17 protein-coding genes are annotated in these 15,281 nt (G+C 62.1%); 12 read left to right on the top strand and 5 right to left on the bottom strand.

The annotated features are described in order from the left end of the window. Positions 1-82: 82 nt before the first annotated feature. Positions 83-1,159 (bottom strand): alpha/beta hydrolase, encoded by a 1,077-nt coding sequence (locus FJ425_RS08900; RefSeq protein WP_140627485.1) that lies wholly within the window; start codon positions 1,157-1,159, stop codon positions 83-85. A 232-nt stretch (positions 1,160-1,391) separates the two neighbouring features. Here FJ425_RS08900 and ilvA point away from each other — a divergent pair, with 232 nt between their 5' ends. Together ilvA and FJ425_RS08890 are read left to right on the top strand one after the other, a co-directional pair. Beyond that, a complete protein-coding gene (gene ilvA, locus FJ425_RS08895) occupies positions 1,392-2,648 on the top strand; it encodes a threonine ammonia-lyase IlvA (protein WP_140722787.1) in 1,257 nt (418 codons plus the stop codon). Then, positions 2,645-3,205: a DUF1697 domain-containing protein gene (locus tag FJ425_RS08890; protein WP_140722784.1), complete on the top strand. Its 561-nt coding sequence runs from the start codon at positions 2,645-2,647 to the stop codon at positions 3,203-3,205. The genes ilvA and FJ425_RS08890 overlap by 4 nt, the downstream gene beginning before the upstream one ends. Positions 3,206-3,239: 34 nt before the next feature. On the opposite strand, the gene FJ425_RS08885 is transcribed toward FJ425_RS08890, so the two are convergent. Both FJ425_RS08885 and gloA read right to left on the bottom strand, forming a co-directional pair. Continuing rightward, positions 3,240-3,527 (bottom strand): DUF2218 domain-containing protein, encoded by a 288-nt coding sequence (locus FJ425_RS08885; RefSeq protein ID WP_140546663.1) that lies wholly within the window; start codon positions 3,525-3,527, stop codon positions 3,240-3,242. A gap of 224 nt (positions 3,528-3,751) precedes the next feature. Further along, a complete protein-coding gene (gloA, locus tag FJ425_RS08880) occupies positions 3,752-4,192 on the bottom strand; it encodes a lactoylglutathione lyase (RefSeq protein ID WP_140546664.1) in 441 nt (146 codons plus the stop codon). Between the two features lie 261 nt (positions 4,193-4,453). On the opposite strand from gloA, the gene FJ425_RS08875 reads away from it, so the two are divergent. From FJ425_RS08875 to FJ425_RS08860, 4 genes are all read left to right on the top strand, one after another. Beyond that, positions 4,454-5,047, top strand: a complete 594-nt coding sequence (locus FJ425_RS08875) for a cold-shock protein (protein ID WP_095765583.1) — start codon at positions 4,454-4,456, stop codon at positions 5,045-5,047. Between the two features lie 113 nt (positions 5,048-5,160). Next, positions 5,161-5,655 (top strand): DUF192 domain-containing protein, encoded by a 495-nt coding sequence (locus FJ425_RS08870; RefSeq protein ID WP_140546665.1) that lies wholly within the window; start codon positions 5,161-5,163, stop codon positions 5,653-5,655. 15 nt (positions 5,656-5,670) lie between these two features. Further along, positions 5,671-6,438, top strand: coding sequence for an alpha/beta hydrolase (locus FJ425_RS08865; RefSeq protein ID WP_140546666.1), 768 nt, complete (start codon positions 5,671-5,673; stop codon positions 6,436-6,438). 24 nt (positions 6,439-6,462) lie between these two features. Then, the gene (locus FJ425_RS08860; protein ID WP_140546667.1) at positions 6,463-6,963 is read left to right on the top strand and encodes a GNAT family N-acetyltransferase; all 501 of its coding nucleotides are present in this window, start codon (positions 6,463-6,465) and stop codon (positions 6,961-6,963) included. 5 nt (positions 6,964-6,968) lie between these two features. On the opposite strand, the gene FJ425_RS08855 is transcribed toward FJ425_RS08860, so the two are convergent. Further along, a complete protein-coding gene (locus FJ425_RS08855; protein ID WP_140627495.1) occupies positions 6,969-7,568 on the bottom strand; it encodes a hypothetical protein in 600 nt (199 codons plus the stop codon). A gap of 121 nt (positions 7,569-7,689) precedes the next feature. Between FJ425_RS08855 and cysE the strand changes: the two genes are divergently transcribed. After that, complete coding sequence (gene cysE / locus FJ425_RS08850; protein WP_140546669.1) at positions 7,690-8,538, top strand: serine O-acetyltransferase; 849 nt, start codon at positions 7,690-7,692, stop codon at positions 8,536-8,538. Between the two features lie 150 nt (positions 8,539-8,688). After that, the gene (locus tag FJ425_RS08845) at positions 8,689-8,892 is read left to right on the top strand and encodes a DUF3126 family protein (protein ID WP_027166457.1); all 204 of its coding nucleotides are present in this window, start codon (positions 8,689-8,691) and stop codon (positions 8,890-8,892) included. A gap of 71 nt (positions 8,893-8,963) precedes the next feature. On the opposite strand, the gene FJ425_RS08840 is transcribed toward FJ425_RS08845, so the two are convergent. Beyond that, positions 8,964-9,551 carry a hypothetical protein gene (locus FJ425_RS08840; RefSeq protein ID WP_140722781.1) on the bottom strand — a complete coding sequence of 196 codons (588 nt, stop codon included), beginning with the start codon at positions 9,549-9,551 and terminating at the stop codon, positions 8,964-8,966. A gap of 343 nt (positions 9,552-9,894) precedes the next feature. On the opposite strand from FJ425_RS08840, the gene FJ425_RS08835 reads away from it, so the two are divergent. The 4 genes from FJ425_RS08835 (at position 9,895) to hupB (ending at position 15,249) form a co-directional block, all read left to right on the top strand. Continuing rightward, entirely contained in the window at positions 9,895-10,530 is a 636-nt protein-coding gene (locus tag FJ425_RS08835; RefSeq protein ID WP_095765152.1) for an ATP-dependent Clp protease proteolytic subunit, read from the top strand. 290 nt (positions 10,531-10,820) lie between these two features. Beyond that, positions 10,821-12,095: an ATP-dependent Clp protease ATP-binding subunit ClpX gene (clpX, locus tag FJ425_RS08830; RefSeq protein ID WP_040981372.1), complete on the top strand. Its 1,275-nt coding sequence runs from the start codon at positions 10,821-10,823 to the stop codon at positions 12,093-12,095. Positions 12,096-12,369: 274 nt separating this feature from the next. Then, complete coding sequence (gene lon / locus FJ425_RS08825; protein WP_140542609.1) at positions 12,370-14,781, top strand: endopeptidase La; 2,412 nt, start codon at positions 12,370-12,372, stop codon at positions 14,779-14,781. A gap of 195 nt (positions 14,782-14,976) precedes the next feature. Continuing rightward, the gene (gene hupB, locus FJ425_RS08820) at positions 14,977-15,249 is read left to right on the top strand and encodes a DNA-binding protein HupB (RefSeq protein ID WP_140532907.1); all 273 of its coding nucleotides are present in this window, start codon (positions 14,977-14,979) and stop codon (positions 15,247-15,249) included. Positions 15,250-15,281 lie beyond the last annotated feature (32 nt).

Genomic DNA, 15,281 nt, shown 5'->3' with positions numbered 1-15,281 from the left:
CGTCTCTTGCTACTGCGATAAAGCCAGAGAGCGGCCGGGTCCAGTTCAAAGTCCCTGCGGCGCGGAACCCGCACCGATACGGTTACTGCGCAGCCAGCTGACGGATGCGGTCCGTCACATCACGATCGCTGGCAAAGCCATCGTCCTCACGCAGCCGCTGTCCGATCATCTGCACCATCATCGGATTGTCGGCGAATTTGGTGTGGTTGAAACTGTCGACGCCCTTGATCTTGGAGAGGTCGACCACCGTGACGCCATAGGAGGCGAGATCTGCGGCATCACGATAGTCGCCGACGCGCGGCCGCGCGCCGGCGATCAGGCCGGAGAGCCGCAGCGCCCGGTCGTCGTCCGACAGGAGCAGGATGAAGGGCTTGTCCGGCTTGCCGTAGCGGCGCATCTGGCTCTTGAAGACGTCGACATCGATGTCGGGCGAGGCGAGCACAACGTCGCCGAGCTTGCCGCCGAGATCGCGGTCGCCGGTGATGGCAAGCTGGCGCAGCGTTTCCATCGTCACCCAGGTTCCCATCGAATGGGCGACAATGTCGATGCGCCGGGCGCCGGTCTGCGCCAGCATCCGCAACGTCACCTCCAGCTGGTCGCGGGCGGCGGCGGCGCTTTCCTTGTCATAGACATAGTCGGTGGTCTTGGCGCCGGAGGCCCAGGAAAACAGCACCGGCGTGCCCGGATAGCCGGAATCATGGACGATCTGGGTCAGCCGATAGACGGCGTCGTCGAAGCCGGTGTTGTAGCCGTGGACGAAAACCATGACGCGGCCGCCGCGGGCGTCGATGTCGGCGTTGAGGGCGCTGGCGAATTTCGGCTGCGTGTCGTAGCCGACGACTTCGGAGGCCATGAAATATTTCGTCGGGTCATTCGACTTGCCGCGCGAACGGCGCTCGATCTGGCCGGTCTGGTGAATGGGGGGAACGGTGACGTTGACACGCGCATAGTTGAGGGTCGCCGAGCGTTCGCCGTCAAAAACCTTGTTCGGGTCGTCGGAGCGCTTGCGGGTCGTGGCGATGAAGATCGAGTGGTTGCCGGCGATCTCGGTCGCCGTCGTCGGCACGACGACGCTGCCCAGGATTTCCTGCGTCTGGTGGCCCGCGCAGCCTGCTATCAGCAGGGCAAAGGCAATGATCAGAATTGTCTTCAACCGCACGTCGACACTTTCACTGGCAATTCCACCGCGGCCACGATTGGCCGTCCACCTCCGCGGAAATCTCCCGGACAGCCGAAGTGCGGCTAAAGTAAGTCGTGTCCAGTGGAAATTGGCTCAGCGTCGGGCGACGGCCATTGCACTGTTGCGCGAAAGCCAAAACGGCGGCAGGAAGGTTGCCGGCACGGGATACGGCTGTCCTGGCGTACCGCCGAGACCAAATGAGGGACTTCTATTGAACAGCTTCTCTTCTCGCGTCGCCGCTGCCGCCGAGGCGATCCGCGAAATCTTTCCGGAAACGCCGCTGCAGGAGAACGATTACCTGTCCAAGAAGACAGGCGCGCGCATCCTTTTGAAGCGTGAGGACCTGACGCCGGTGCGCTCCTACAAGATCAGGGGCGCGTTCAACTTCTTCCGCAAGGCGCTCGCCGCCGGCAACAATGCCGAGCTGTTCGTCTGCGCCTCGGCAGGCAATCACGCCCAGGGCTTTGCCTTCGTCTGCCGCCATTTCGGCAAGAAGGGCGTCGTGTTCATGCCGGTGACGACGCCGCAGCAGAAGATCGACAAGACGCGGCTGTTCGGCGGCGATTTCGTCGAGATCAGGCTGGTCGGCGACTTCTTCGACGATTGCTACCGCGCCGCCTTCGAATTCACCGAGACCGCCGGCGCGCATATGGTGCCGCCCTTCGACCACAAGGACATTATCGAGGGCCAGGCGACGGTTGCCTACGAGATCGCGGCCCAGATGCCGGGCGGGCGGGTGCCCGACATCGTCATGCTGCCGGTGGGCGGCGGCGGCCTTGCCGCCGGTGTGACCCACTATTTCGCCGACCAGCATCGCGACCCGCGTTTCGTGTTCTGCGAGCCGGCGGGCGCGCCGAGCCTGCGCGAGAGCCTTGCCGGCGGCAAGCGGGTCAGGCTCGCCAAGGTCGACAATTTTGTCGACGGTGCCGCGGTGGCCGAGATCGGACGCGAGCCGTTGCGCCATCTCAAGGACTTCACCGCCGATGCCGTGCGGCTGGTTCCGGAGAACCGGCTCTGCGCCACCATGATCGAGATGCTCAATGTCGAGGGCGTCGTGCTGGAGCCGGCCGGCGCGCTGGCGATCGACGCGCTCAAGGATTTTTCGCGCAAGGAGATCAGGGGCAAGACCATCGTCGCCGTCGTCTCCGGCGGCAATTTCGACTTCGAGCGGCTGCCGGACGTGAAGGAGAGGGCGCTGCGCTTCGAGGGATTGAAGAAGTATTTCATCATCCGCTTCCCGCAACGGCCGGGCGCGCTGCGCGATTTCCTCGAAATGCTCGGTCCCGACGACGATATCGCCCGCTTCGAGTATCTGAAAAAGTCGGCGCGCAACTTCGGCTCGGTGCTGATCGGCATCGAGACCAAGGACCGGCGCAATTTCGACCTGCTGAAAGCCAATTTCGACGCCGAAGGCGTGCAATATCAGGACATCACCGATAACGAGACGCTGGCGGGATTCATCATATGAGCGCAAACCAAAGCACGGTTTTCGTGGCGCTGTTTTCCGGCATCAATGTCGGCGGCAACCGCATCGTTAAAATGGCGGAGCTCAAAGCCTTCTTCGAAAGTCTCGGCTTCGCAGACGTGGCGACCTATGTGCAGAGCGGCAATGTCGTCTTCCGGGCGAAGAAGGGGGACGCGGCGGCGCTGACCAGGGAGATCGAGGCTGCCTTCGAGAAGAAGTGGGGTTTTCATTCGCGCATCATGGTGCGCGATGCCGGCTGGTTCGAGCGGCTGGTGAAGGACAACCCCTATCCCGAGGTCGCCGGCGAGCCGACCAAGCTGCACGCCTATGCGCTGGAACGGGAGCCGACCGCCGAGGAGACCAAGCGGCTCGCCGACAAATGCACCGGCCCCGAGCGCTTCGAGGTCAAGGGCAACGTGCTTTACCTGCATGCGCCGGACGGTCTCGGCAAATCGGTGTTCGCCAATCTCATCCCGCGTACCTTGAAGGTGCCGGGCACGGCGCGCAACTGGCGCAGCGTGCTGGCGCTGCTCGAAATGGTCGGCAAGGCCGGCGGCTGACTGTTCGAGGCACTTTTCCCGGAATTGCTCCAGCTCAGGCGGCCTTTTGCCAATCGAAGCTCAATTCCTCGCGGAAGGCGAAGCGCTTGATATGGTCGGCGACCACGCTCTCAAGCCGCTCCAGCGACGCTTCATCGTCGGCGGCCACAGCGATGTGCAGCGCCTGATCGTCGGCGTCCATCACGGTGCGGCCGATCGAGAGTTGGATGGCGCCGTGCCGCGGGTCGAACTCGACCGGGAATTTATGCGACCAGTGCTTGCAGAGCTGCTGCAGGTAGCGGCTGGCATGTTCGGTGGCGACATCGGCGCGGCTGGTCAGCATGAAATTCTCCTGGCGGATGAAGAAACGCCAGCCTGGACGAGGCTGGCGCCAATTCCCGATAGATAGGCGATGCCCGGCGAAACGCTAGAGTGTTTCACCGTTTCGCCGAAACGGCGAACCGCTCTATCTCTTCGTTTTGACGCAATTCCGAACGGAAAACCGCCCACACTTTTGCTGGAATTGCTCTGGCGGCGGCCGGCCAGATCGGCGCGGCATCGCCGGATTTACCAGGCCCCTGTGTTCGGCATCGAGGCCCATGGTTCGGCCTTCGCCTTGGCCGGGCCCTTCTGCAGCAGCTCGATCGAGATGCCGTCCGGCGAGCGGACGAAAGCCATGTTGCCGTCGCGCGGCGGACGATTGATGGTCACGCCATTGTCCATCAGCTTCTGGCAGGTTGCATAGATGTCGTCGACCTCGTAGGCGAGGTGGCCGAAATTGCGGCCGCCCTTATAGTCCTCCGGGTCCCAATTGTAGGTCAATTCGACCAGCGGCGCTTTCTCATCGATGCCGCTCTGCTCGTCTTCCGGCGCGGCGAGGAAGATGAGCGTGTAGCGACCCTGCTCGTTCTCGTAGCGGCGCACCTCCTTGAGGCCGAGCTTGTTGCAGTAGAAATCGAGCGACTGGTCGATATCGGCGACGCGGACCATTGTGTGCAGATAGCGCATGGCGGCTTCCTCAAAGTGTTGGGGTTGCGGGCACCATAGGAGCCGTCCGGTGAAAGGGCAATCGTCCGACAATAGCGGCGGCGCGGTCGATTTCAGGCCTTGCGATTTCGGCTTACGGAAGCGCCGGCAAAGGACATTTCAGCCTTTCCGGTGCTGAACGGTGAAAAAAGGCACGTCAGCCCTTGCACACCCCGGAAGCCGCAGTGTTAATCTCTTGGCAAGAATCAGTTGCGGTTCAGTTGGAAAAAGGGGGGCATTCTTATGGGGGAAAAAGCCTCTTTCACGAGGCGGGACGGAAGCCTTGACGACGCCTTGCAGCGGGACAATGGCGGCGACTCCGCCGAGCTTGTCGAAATCGCCGGCGCTATCAAATGGTTCGACGTGGCCAAGGGCTACGGCTTCATTCTTCCGGACGACGGCGTCTCGGGTGATATTCTCCTCCATGTGACATGTCTTCGAAGGGACGGTTTCCAGACGGCGCTCGAGGGCGCGCGGGTCGTCTGCCTGGTGAAACAGGGCGAGCGCGGCTTGCAGGCTTTCCGCGTCCTTTCCATGGATGCCTCGACGGCCGTCCACCCGGCAGAGCAGGAACAGCGCACCCACGTCACCGTCAACCCGGAGAGCGGCCTCGAGCGAGCCTTGGTCAAGTGGTTCAACCGCACCAAGGGTTTCGGCTTCCTGACGCGGGGCGAGGGGACGGAAGACATCTTCGTCCACATGGAGACGCTGCGGCGCTACGGCATAACCGAGCTCCGCCCCGGCCAAGTCGTGCTCGTTCGCTTCGGACGCGGCGACAAAGGCCTTATGGCCGCCGAAATCCACCCCGATATGGGTACCTTGTCGGTCTCGCACTGAGGGCTTCTCGACGCAGTCGAAAAGTCCCTTTGCCGCGGCGCGACCATCTTGTCCGAAAACCGGTTCCACTTGTCCGGATCATGGGTTAGGACGAGCGTCTGGACGAGGTACGCATGGTTCATCGCAATTGGCTGACTGCGGGCATATTCTGCGCCGCGATCGTTTTCGCCGCCTGTTTCATTGCTGCGAAACCAAGTTCGGCGGATGCGATGCTGCTGCCGATCGACCGGACGCCGCTTGTGGTGTCGACCGGCTCCGGCGAGCGTTCCTTCTCCATCGAGATCGCCGATACCTCAGCCGAACGCGAGGCAGGACTAATGTTTCGCCGGACCATGGCAGACGATCACGGCATGCTGTTCGTCTTTGAAAGAACGGACGAGGTGGACTTCTGGATGAAGAACACGCCGATGGCGCTCGACCTCATCTTCATCGGTGAGGATGGCAGGATCAAAGCCATCAAGCGCGGCGAGCCCGAATCCGAAGCGATCATCTCGCCGGGACAGCCCGTGCGCTTCGTGCTTGAACTCAAGGCCGGCACAGCCGCCAGGGACGGCATCAAGGAAGGCGATCTGTTGCGCCACCCGGCTATCGCCTCCAGTTCCAACTGAGAAGCAGTTCCGCCGATGCAGTTCTTTTCCCATGACGGTTTCGAACTTGCCTATCTCGATCGCCAACCGGCCTCGGGGCAGGGCAACCCGGTGCTGATGATCCACGGCTTTGCCTCCAGCCACTACGTCAACTGGGTCTCGCCGGGCTGGTTCAAGACGCTGAACGACGCCGGCTACCGGGCGATTGCCTTCGACCATCGCGGCCATGGCTCGTCGTCGAAGAGCTATGACGAGGCCGATTACACGCCGGCCAAGATGGCGTCCGATGCGGCCGCGCTGCTTGATAATCTCGGCATCGAGCGCGCGCATGTCATGGGTTATTCGATGGGCGCGCGCGTCTCGGCTTTCCTGGCGCTCTCCGATCCGCAGAAGGTGGCGACGCTGGTGTTCGGCGGCCTCGGCATCGGCATGGTCGACGGCGTCGGCGACTGGGATCCGATCGCGGCTGCCCTGCTGGCGGAGGATCCCGCCGCCACCACGCATCCGCGCGGCCGCTCCTTTCGCGCTTTCGCAGATCAGACGCGCAGCGACCGTCGTGCGCTTGCGGCTTGCATCGCAAAGTCGCGCGAGTTGCTGAGCGAGGATGACATGGCCCGCATCGCCCAGCCGACGCTGATTGCCGTCGGCACGAAGGACGACATCGGCGGTTCGCCGGACGAGCTTGCGGCGCTGATGCCGAATGCCAGTGCCTTTCATATCGAGGGCCGCGACCACATGCTCGCCGTCGGCGACAAGAGCTTCAAGCAACGCGTGCTCGAGTTCTACGCCGAGAACCCGCTCTAAGCGCGCGGCGCTGCTGGGCTGACAATGGTCGATCTGCTGGTCACCTATATGGAGATGCTGGCGCCGCCTCAGGGCGTGCCGCTTGCGTCACCGTCGCCCGTCGCGGTCGTGGCGCGCGAAAGGCCCGATCTTTCGGGCTATCTCGATCTCTATCGTGCCGTCGGCGGACCGGTGCAATGGGACCAGCGACTGCGCATGTCAGAGGCGGACCTCGAAAAGCTGCTCGCCGATGACGCCACGCACATCCATGTGCTGCGTGTCGCCGGCGAGGCCGCCGGCTTCTGCGAGTTCAACAATGTCGGCGAAGAGGCTGTCGAGCTCGTTCACTTCGGACTGGTCCCGGCTTTTCAAGGAAAGCGGCTGGGGCCGTTCCTGCTCGACCAGGCGTTACGCGCGGCGTGGTCGCATCGGCCGCGAAGGCTTTGGCTCCACACCGACACTTATGACCATCCGGCCGCCCAGTCGGTCTATGGAGGCGCGGGATTCAAGCCCTATGCGCAACGGATGGAGACTTTTCCGGATTAGGCTTTTCAGCCCTCCAACGCCGCGAGCGAGCGCTGGAGGTTCGTCCTTGCCCGGGTCTCGAAACGCTGCCGGAATCCGGATGTGTAGAAAATATGCGGACGGGCGAGGAAACTCTTCAGGACCGCCGCGCGGCCGGCGCGCCACATCGGCTCCTCCACCCAGCCATATTCCAGCCGGACCGCCTTCTCATAAGCATCGAAGACCGCGGGTTCGGCGCCGAGGATCGCCAGATCCATGTCGAGCAAAAGCGCCGCATCGTTGAGCGCATTCTCGTCGCGTAAAGGCGGCAATTGATGGGTGGCGGTGGCGTTGATCATCGCCGCTATGCGGGCGAGGCGAGGCGGATCGACGCGCCCAGCGAGCTTTTTCTCGGCCAGGTCTGCGCTTTTTGCCTCATTGTCCTTGGCGCGGCTGTCATAGATCGCGTCATGAAACCAGATCGCCGCTTCGACAGCCTCGGGGTCATGCAGAAGCCGTCGGTATTCGGCCGCCAGCGCCAGCATAGCCTCGATGTGGGCCAAGCCATGGTAGTGGCGATCGGCAGCCCGGTAGAGCGCCGCAAGCTCGCTTTTCAGCGCGTCGTCGATCAAGGGTTCGTTTTCCATCGCCGCTTGAATTTGCGTGAACCAGGTCCATTTGACAAAGCACTAAGGAAAATTGAGTTCAACCGTGCTATGATCTGGCCTATATGTGCCGCCGGAGAATGAGCAAGGCCGGAGAGCGTCGATGAACAGCGTTACGATTGCCCGCCCCAGCAGGGTGCAGCCGGTCGATCCGATCTGGCGGTCGATCCGCGACGAAGCGATGGAGGCGGTGAACCGCGATCCATTGCTGGCGGCCTTCCTCTATTCGACGATCCTCAACCAGGAGAGCCTGGAAGAAGCGGTGATCCACCGGCTTGCCGAGCGCCTCGACCACCAGGATATCGGCTCCGATCTCATCCGCCAGACCTTCAAAGCCATGCTGGACGACGATCCCGACTGGAGCACGACGGTGCGGGTCGACATCCAGGCCTATTACGACCGAGACCCGGCCTGCGACCGTTTCATCATGCCGGTGCTCTATTTCAAGGGTTTTCACGCCATCCAGACGCATCGTCTGGCGCACTGGCTGTGGAACCATGGCCGCCGGGACTTCGCGCTCTACCTGCAGAGCAGGTCGTCATCGGTGTTTCAGACCGATATCAACCCGGCCGCTCGCATCGGCAAGGGTATCTTTATCGATCACGCCACCGGGCTGGTCGTCGGCGAGACGGCGGTCATCGAGGATGACGTGTCGATCCTGCACGGCGTGACGCTGGGCGGCACCGGCAAGGCCAATGGCGACCGTCATCCGAAGATCCGCCGCGGCGTGCTGATTGGCGCCGGCGCCAAGATTCTCGGCAATATCGAGGTCGGTCATTGCTCGAAGATTGCCGCCGGCTCGGTGGTGCTGTCGCCCGTGCCGCACAACAAGACGGTTGCCGGCGTGCCGGCGCGGGTCGTGGGGGAAACCGGCTGCGACCAGCCTTCGCGACAGATGGACCAGCTCCTGCCGTCGCAGAGCATGGACCACGTGGTCAGCTTCGACATCTGAGACTGTCAGCCCGCCTGGTGACCGGAATCCGGCCACGGTTTTCAGGTGCCGGTTGTCACGTGTTATCCTGTCGGCTTGCCTTTACATCGCCATCGTCGGCGTGTCAGAAGCGCGTTCCCATGAATTAAGCCGACATTTCGGAGAAGTCTTTTGAAGCCTGACGAAATCAGAAAGCTGGACGCCTATTTCAAGCGCGTCTTCCAAAATCCCAAGCTGCAGGTGAAGGCGCGTCCGCGCAAGGAAGACTCGGCCGAAGTCTATGTCGGCGACGAATTCCTCGGCATCGTCTTCAAGGACGAGGACGACGGCGACTACAATTTCTCGATGGCGATCCTCGACATCGACCTCGCCTAAGCCGGCGACAGCTCCGGCCGGCCGGGCGACACCGTCGCCCGGCCGGCTGCAATCCTCAGGCGAAGTACCGCCTAATCCTGGCAGTGCCGCGGAATGTGCACGCGCCGCCAACTGGTCGAACCTTCCCGCACCGCCACTCTACGCGCTACCGTCCCGTAAGACGGCGGGATTTCCCGGATGCGGACCTGTTGCGGCCGCACCAGCACTTCATGGGCAACCGCTTCAAATTCCGCCGGCTGAACCACGCGCCGGACGCGCTCCGGCTGGATCACGACCGTTTCGGCGACGCGCGCATAGCGGGCCTTGCGCCATACCTTGCACAGCACCTTGCGGCCATGGATGACGCGCCATTCCCAGGCATAGCCGGCATCGTCGACCTTGACCGTGTGGTAGATCGTGCGCGTCACCGCAGGCACCCTCTCATAAGTGACGCGCGCCGGCGCGATCTGCTCCACGCCCTGGTAGGTGCCGTAAATCGGCGCATCGTAGTCGACCACCTGTCCGCCGGGGCTCAGCATCACGTCCTCGTAGACGGTATCGTAAAGCGCCGGCCTGTGGGTCGGCTCGTAGCATTCGAGCGCGCGGCCGCCGGCGGCGGTTTCACAGACGCTGGCAAGCATCGCGACTGCCGCCAGCGATGCGGAGCTTTTGCGGATCATGACATTCCCCCGTTGAAAAGGACGTCTTCACAACGCAGGACTGTAACGGAAGCTCCGGGGGCGGACAGCGATTTCAAGGCTTTTCGTTAAGCATCGCGGTTAAGGAATTGCTACCTTGCGAGCGGCTTATGGGGCCGGCCGAGACCGGGCCCGTCCCGTTAGGCCAGGGCGCCCGTGCTCCGCGGGCTTGCCGCGCTTGATTCGAGTTAACCAGATGGCTAGGAGAGGCGGCCTTGCGCTAGGGTGAGCCGGCATCCTATTTAGGTCGTAACCAATCCAGAACGATTCCGCGCGAATGCTGATATATCAAGGTGCAGGAATCCATCTCCAACAAGGGTAGTCCATGAAGAACCCCGTTGAAACCTACATGAACCTCGTTCCGATGGTGGTCGAGCAGACCAACCGCGGCGAGCGTGCCTATGACATTTTCTCGCGCCTCTTGAAGGAACGCATCATCTTCATCACCGGTCCGGTCGAGGACGGGATGGCGACGCTGGTTTGTGCACAGCTTTTGTTCCTCGAGGCGGAGAACCCCAAGAAGGAAATCAACCTCTATATCAATTCGCCAGGCGGCGTCGTCACCTCGGGCATGGCGATCTACGACACGATGCAGTTCATCAAGCCGGCGGTGTCGACGCTCTGCATCGGCCAGGCTGCTTCGATGGGTTCGCTGCTTCTGACCGCCGGCCACAAGGACATGCGCTTTGCCACGCCGAACGCCCGGATCATGGTCCATCAGCCGTCAGGCGGCTTCCAGGGCCAGGCCTCGGACATCGAACGTCATGCGCAAGACATCATCAAGCTGAAGCGCCGCTTGAACGAGGTCTATGTCAAGCACACCGGCAAGAGCTATGACGAGATCGAGAAGACGCTCGATCGCGACCATTTCATGACCGCGGACGAGGCCAGGGACTTCGGTCTGATCGACAAGGTCATTTCCAGCCGCGAGGCGGTCGAGACAGCAACCGCTTCAGCCTGACCTCGACGGCAAATGGCAGCATAACGCGGTTTTGGCGCGTCTTGCGGCATTTCGGCCACATTTGGCTGTTCCCTCAGGCGTTGGGATTGCCTACGTTAAGGCTATGTTGATTTTCGACGGCTTAGCTTTGCATGGGGTTGCTGCGAATCATTGCCGCGTTTTCTGATTTGTGTTTCGTACGGAATGCGCTGTGTGAGCCGGGACACTGGCGGCGGCGGATTCCCGCGATAGATTGGTGAAGACGTCACTCAAAGCCAGACGGTCGGCGGCGTCGGTGAAAGGACAGAAAAATGAGCAAGGTCAGCAACGGCGGCGGTGATTCAAAGAACACCCTCTACTGCTCGTTTTGCGGCAAGAGCCAGCACGAGGTCCGCAAGCTGATCGCCGGGCCGACGGTCTTCATCTGCGACGAATGCGTCGAGCTGTGCATGGACATCATCCGCGAGGAGAACAAGACCTCGATGGTGAAGTCGCGCGAAGGCGTGCCGACACCGCAGGAAATCCTCAAGGTCCTCGACGACTACGTCATCGGCCAGCCCTATGCCAAGCGCGTGCTGTCGGTGGCGGTTCACAACCACTACAAGCGCCTGGCGCATGCCGGCAAGAACAACGACGTCGAGCTGGCCAAGTCCAACATCCTTCTGATCGGCCCGACCGGCTGCGGCAAGACGCTTCTAGCGCAGACGCTGGCCCGCATCATCGACGTGCCGTTCACCATGGCCGACGCCACGACACTGACCGAGGCCGGCTACGTCGGCGAGGACGTCGAGAACATCATCCTGAAGCTGTTGCAGTCGGCCGACTACAATGTCGAGCGGGCGCAGCGCGGCATCGTCTATATCGACGAAATCGACAAGATCTCGCGCAAGTCGGACAATCCCTCGATCACGCGCGACGTGTCGGGCGAGGGCGTGCAGCAGGCGCTCCTGAAGATCATGGAAGGCACGGTCGCCTCCGTGCCGCCGCAGGGCGGCCGCAAGCATCCGCAGCAGGAATTCCTGCAGGTCGACACCGCCAACATCCTGTTCATCTGCGGCGGCGCCTTCGCGGGGCTGGACAAGATCATCTCGGATCGCGGCCGCAAGACCTCGATCGGCTTCGGCGCCACCGTGGCTTCGCCCGAGGATCGGCGCACCGGCGACCTGTTCCGCCAGGTCGAGCCGGAGGACCTCCTGAAATTCGGCCTGATCCCGGAATTCGTCGGCCGTCTGCCGGTCCTGGCGACGCTGGAAGACCTCGACGAGCCGGCGCTGATCCAGATCCTGACCGAACCGAAGAACGCGCTGGTCAAGCAGTATCAGCGGCTGTTCGAGATGGAGAATGTCGACCTGACGTTCCACGAGAACGCGCTGTCGGCGATCGCCAAGCGCGCCATCGAGCGCAAGACCGGCGCGCGCGGCCTGCGCTCCATCATGGAAGCTATCCTGCTCGACACCATGTTCGAGCTGCCGGCGCTGGAAGGCGTGCGCGAGGTGGTGATTTCGGAAGAGGTGGTGTCCGGCAACGCCCGGCCACTCTACATCTATTCCGAACAGAAGGAAAAGAAGGGCAATGTCAGCGCCTGAAATGGCACTGCGCCCGACAATTTTCATGGAACGGCGCCCGCGTGGCGCCGTTTTGCTGTCAAGGGCGGGGAGGCGAGCAGTGGAAGGGCTCGAACGACCGTGTTAACCCTTGATCTTTGCCTCGGCTACATCCACCTAACAACAGAAGGCCGAGGCGCCGAATTCTGTGCTGTAAAATTCCCGTCACAAACGGTGGTAGGCGGAACGACGCTCGGTCGTTAATATAAGATTCGCGGTTGGCTAAATAAGCGGCCGCGACATGAAAGGTTGGACAATGGCCAAGATATCCAAGGCTTCCGGCGACGGCGTTTTCGCAGTCCTCCCACTGCGCGATATCGTCGTGTTCCCGCATATGATCGTTCCGCTCTTCGTGGGCCGTGAAAAGTCGATCAAGGCGCTGGAAGAGGTGATGGGTCAGGAAAAACAGATCCTGCTTGCCACCCAGATGAATGCAGCCGACGACGATCCTGAGCCCGGTGCGATTTTCGACATCGGCACGCTCGCCAATGTGCTGCAGCTTTTGAAGCTTCCCGACGGCACCGTGAAGGTGCTGGTCGAGGGCGCCTCGCGCGCCAAAATCGTCTCGTTCACCGACCGTGCCGATTTCCATGAGGCCCGCGCCACGGCGCTCGCCGAGCCGGAAGAGGAAGAGGTCGAAATCGAGGCGCTTGCCCGCTCGGTCGTCACCGACTTCGAGAATTACGTCAAGCTGAACAAGAAGATCTCGCCCGAAGTGGTGGGTGCCGCCAGCCAGATCGACGATTATTCCAAGCTCGCCGATACTGTTGCATCGCATCTCGCCATCAAGATTCCCGAGAAGCAGGAGATGCTTGCGACGCTTTCCGTCAAGGAGCGTCTGGAGAAGGCGATGGGCTTCATGGAAGCCGAAATCTCCGTGCTCCAGGTGGAAAAGCGCATCCGTTCGCGCGTCAAGCGCCAGATGGAGAAGACGCAGCGCGAGTACTACCTCAACGAGCAGATGAAGGCGATCCAGAAGGAGCTCGGCGAGGGCGAGGACGGCCGCGACGAAGCCGCCGAGATCGAGGCGCGCATCAAGAAGACCAAGCTTTCCAAGGAGGCCCGCGAAAAGGCGGAGGCCGAGTTGAAGAAGCTGCGCTCGATGTCGCCGATGTCGGCTGAATCGACGGTCGTGCGCAATTATCTCGATTGGCTCTTGTCGATCCCGTGGGGCAAGAACTCCAAGGTCAAGCAGGATCTCGCCTTTGCGCAGGACGTGCTCGATGCCGATCACTTCGGCCTCGACAAGGTCAAGGAACGCATCGTCGAGTATCTTGCCGTGCAGAGCCGCCAGAAGAAGCTGAAGGGGCCGATCCTGTGCCTCGTCGGCCCGCCCGGCGTCGGCAAGACCTCGCTCGGCAAGTCGATCGCCAAGGCCACCGGCCGCGAGTTCATCCGCATGGCGCTCGGCGGCGTGCGCGACGAGGCCGAGATCCGTGGCCACAGGCGGACCTATATCGGCTCGATGCCCGGCAAGGTCATCCAGTCGATGAAGAAGGCCAAGAAGTCCAACCCGCTCTTCCTGCTCGATGAGATCGACAAGATGGGCCAGGACTTCCGCGGCGATCCGTCGTCGGCTCTGCTGGAAGTGCTCGATCCGGAACAGAACTCGACGTTCATGGATCATTACCTCGAGGTCGAATACGACCTGTCGAGCGTGATGTTCGTGACGACGGCGAACACGCTGAACATCCCTGCGCCTCTGATGGACCGCATGGAGATCATCCGTATCGCCGGTTACACCGAGGACGAGAAGATCGAGATCGCCAAGCGTCACCTGATGCCCAAGGTGATCCGCGACCATGCCCTGCAGCCGAACGAATTCTCGGTCGGCGAGGACGCGATCCGCGGCATCATCCAGACCTACACGCGGGAAGCCGGCGTGCGCAGCCTGGAGCGCGAGCTGATGAAGCTCGGCCGTAAGGCGGTGACCGAGATCCTGCGGACGAAGAAGAAGACGGTGAAGATCACGGCGGACAACCTCGCCGATTATCTCGGCGTGCCGCGCTTCCGCTTCGGCCAGATTGAGGCTGACGATCAGGTCGGCGTGGTCACGGGTCTTGCCTGGACGGAAGTCGGCGGCGAGCTGCTGACGGTCGAAGGCGTCATGATGCCCGGCAAGGGTCGCATGACGGTGACCGGCAATTTGCGCGACGTGATGAAGGAATCGATCTCGGCGGCGGCGTCCTACGTTCGCTCGCGCGCCATCGATTTCGGCATCGAGCCGCCGCTGTTCGACAAGCGCGACATCCACGTGCATTTGCCGGAGGGTGCCACGCCGAAGGACGGCCCGTCCGCCGGTGCGGCCATGGCCACGGCCATCGTGTCGGTGCTGACGGGTATTCCGGTCCGCGCCGATGTGGCGATGACCGGCGAGATCACGCTGCGCGGCCGTATTCTGCCGATTGGCGGCCTGAAGGAGAAGCTGCTCGCGGCGTTGCGCGGCGGCATCAAGAAGGTCCTGATCCCGGAAGAAAACGTCAAGGATTTGGCGGAGATTCCGGACAATGTGAAGAACGGCATGGAGATCGTCCCGGTCTCGCGGGTCGGCGAGGTGCTCGCGCACGCGCTGACCAGGATGCCGGAGCCGATCGAGTGGGTCGAGCCGGTCAATGCGCCGGCTCCGGTCGACAGCGGCGACGAAGCCGGAAAGTCGCTTGCTCATTAGTTCTTGCTAATATTGCAGCGCACAAAGAGAGAGCCGGGCTTCAAGCCCGGCTTTTTTATGTGAAAAGCCACGAAAAAGTGGAAAAAAGCCCGGAATTCCGCGGTTTTCGGGCTTGGGTTCCGGAGCGCTTCTTTCTAAAGTCCGTTTCCTGCCGGATGAGTCGTGGTTCCGGTTTTCTCATGGAAGGGAATTTTTATGAACAAGAACGAACTGGTGTCCGCCGTCGCCGACTCCGCAAGCATTTCGAAGGCTGATGCGCAGTCCGCCGTCGACGCGGTGTTCTCCGTGATCACTGGCGAACTGAAGAAGGGCGGCGATGTCCGGCTTGTCGGCTTCGGAAATTTCACCGTGTCAAAACGCGCTGCTTCGACCGGCCGCAACCCGCAGACCGGCGCGGAAGTGCAGATTCCGGCGCGCACCGTGCCGAAGTTCTCGGCCGGCAAGGGCCTCAAGGACGCGGTCAACTAAGATCTTTTCTTTTAAGAGCAGAAAAGCCGGGC

Source organism: Mesorhizobium sp. B2-7-2 (genome assembly GCF_006440775.1).
Classification (GTDB): domain Bacteria; phylum Pseudomonadota; class Alphaproteobacteria; order Rhizobiales; family Rhizobiaceae; genus Mesorhizobium.
The sequence above is the reverse complement of the archived record's forward strand: the minus strand, read 5'-3'. Positions and strand labels throughout refer to the sequence as shown.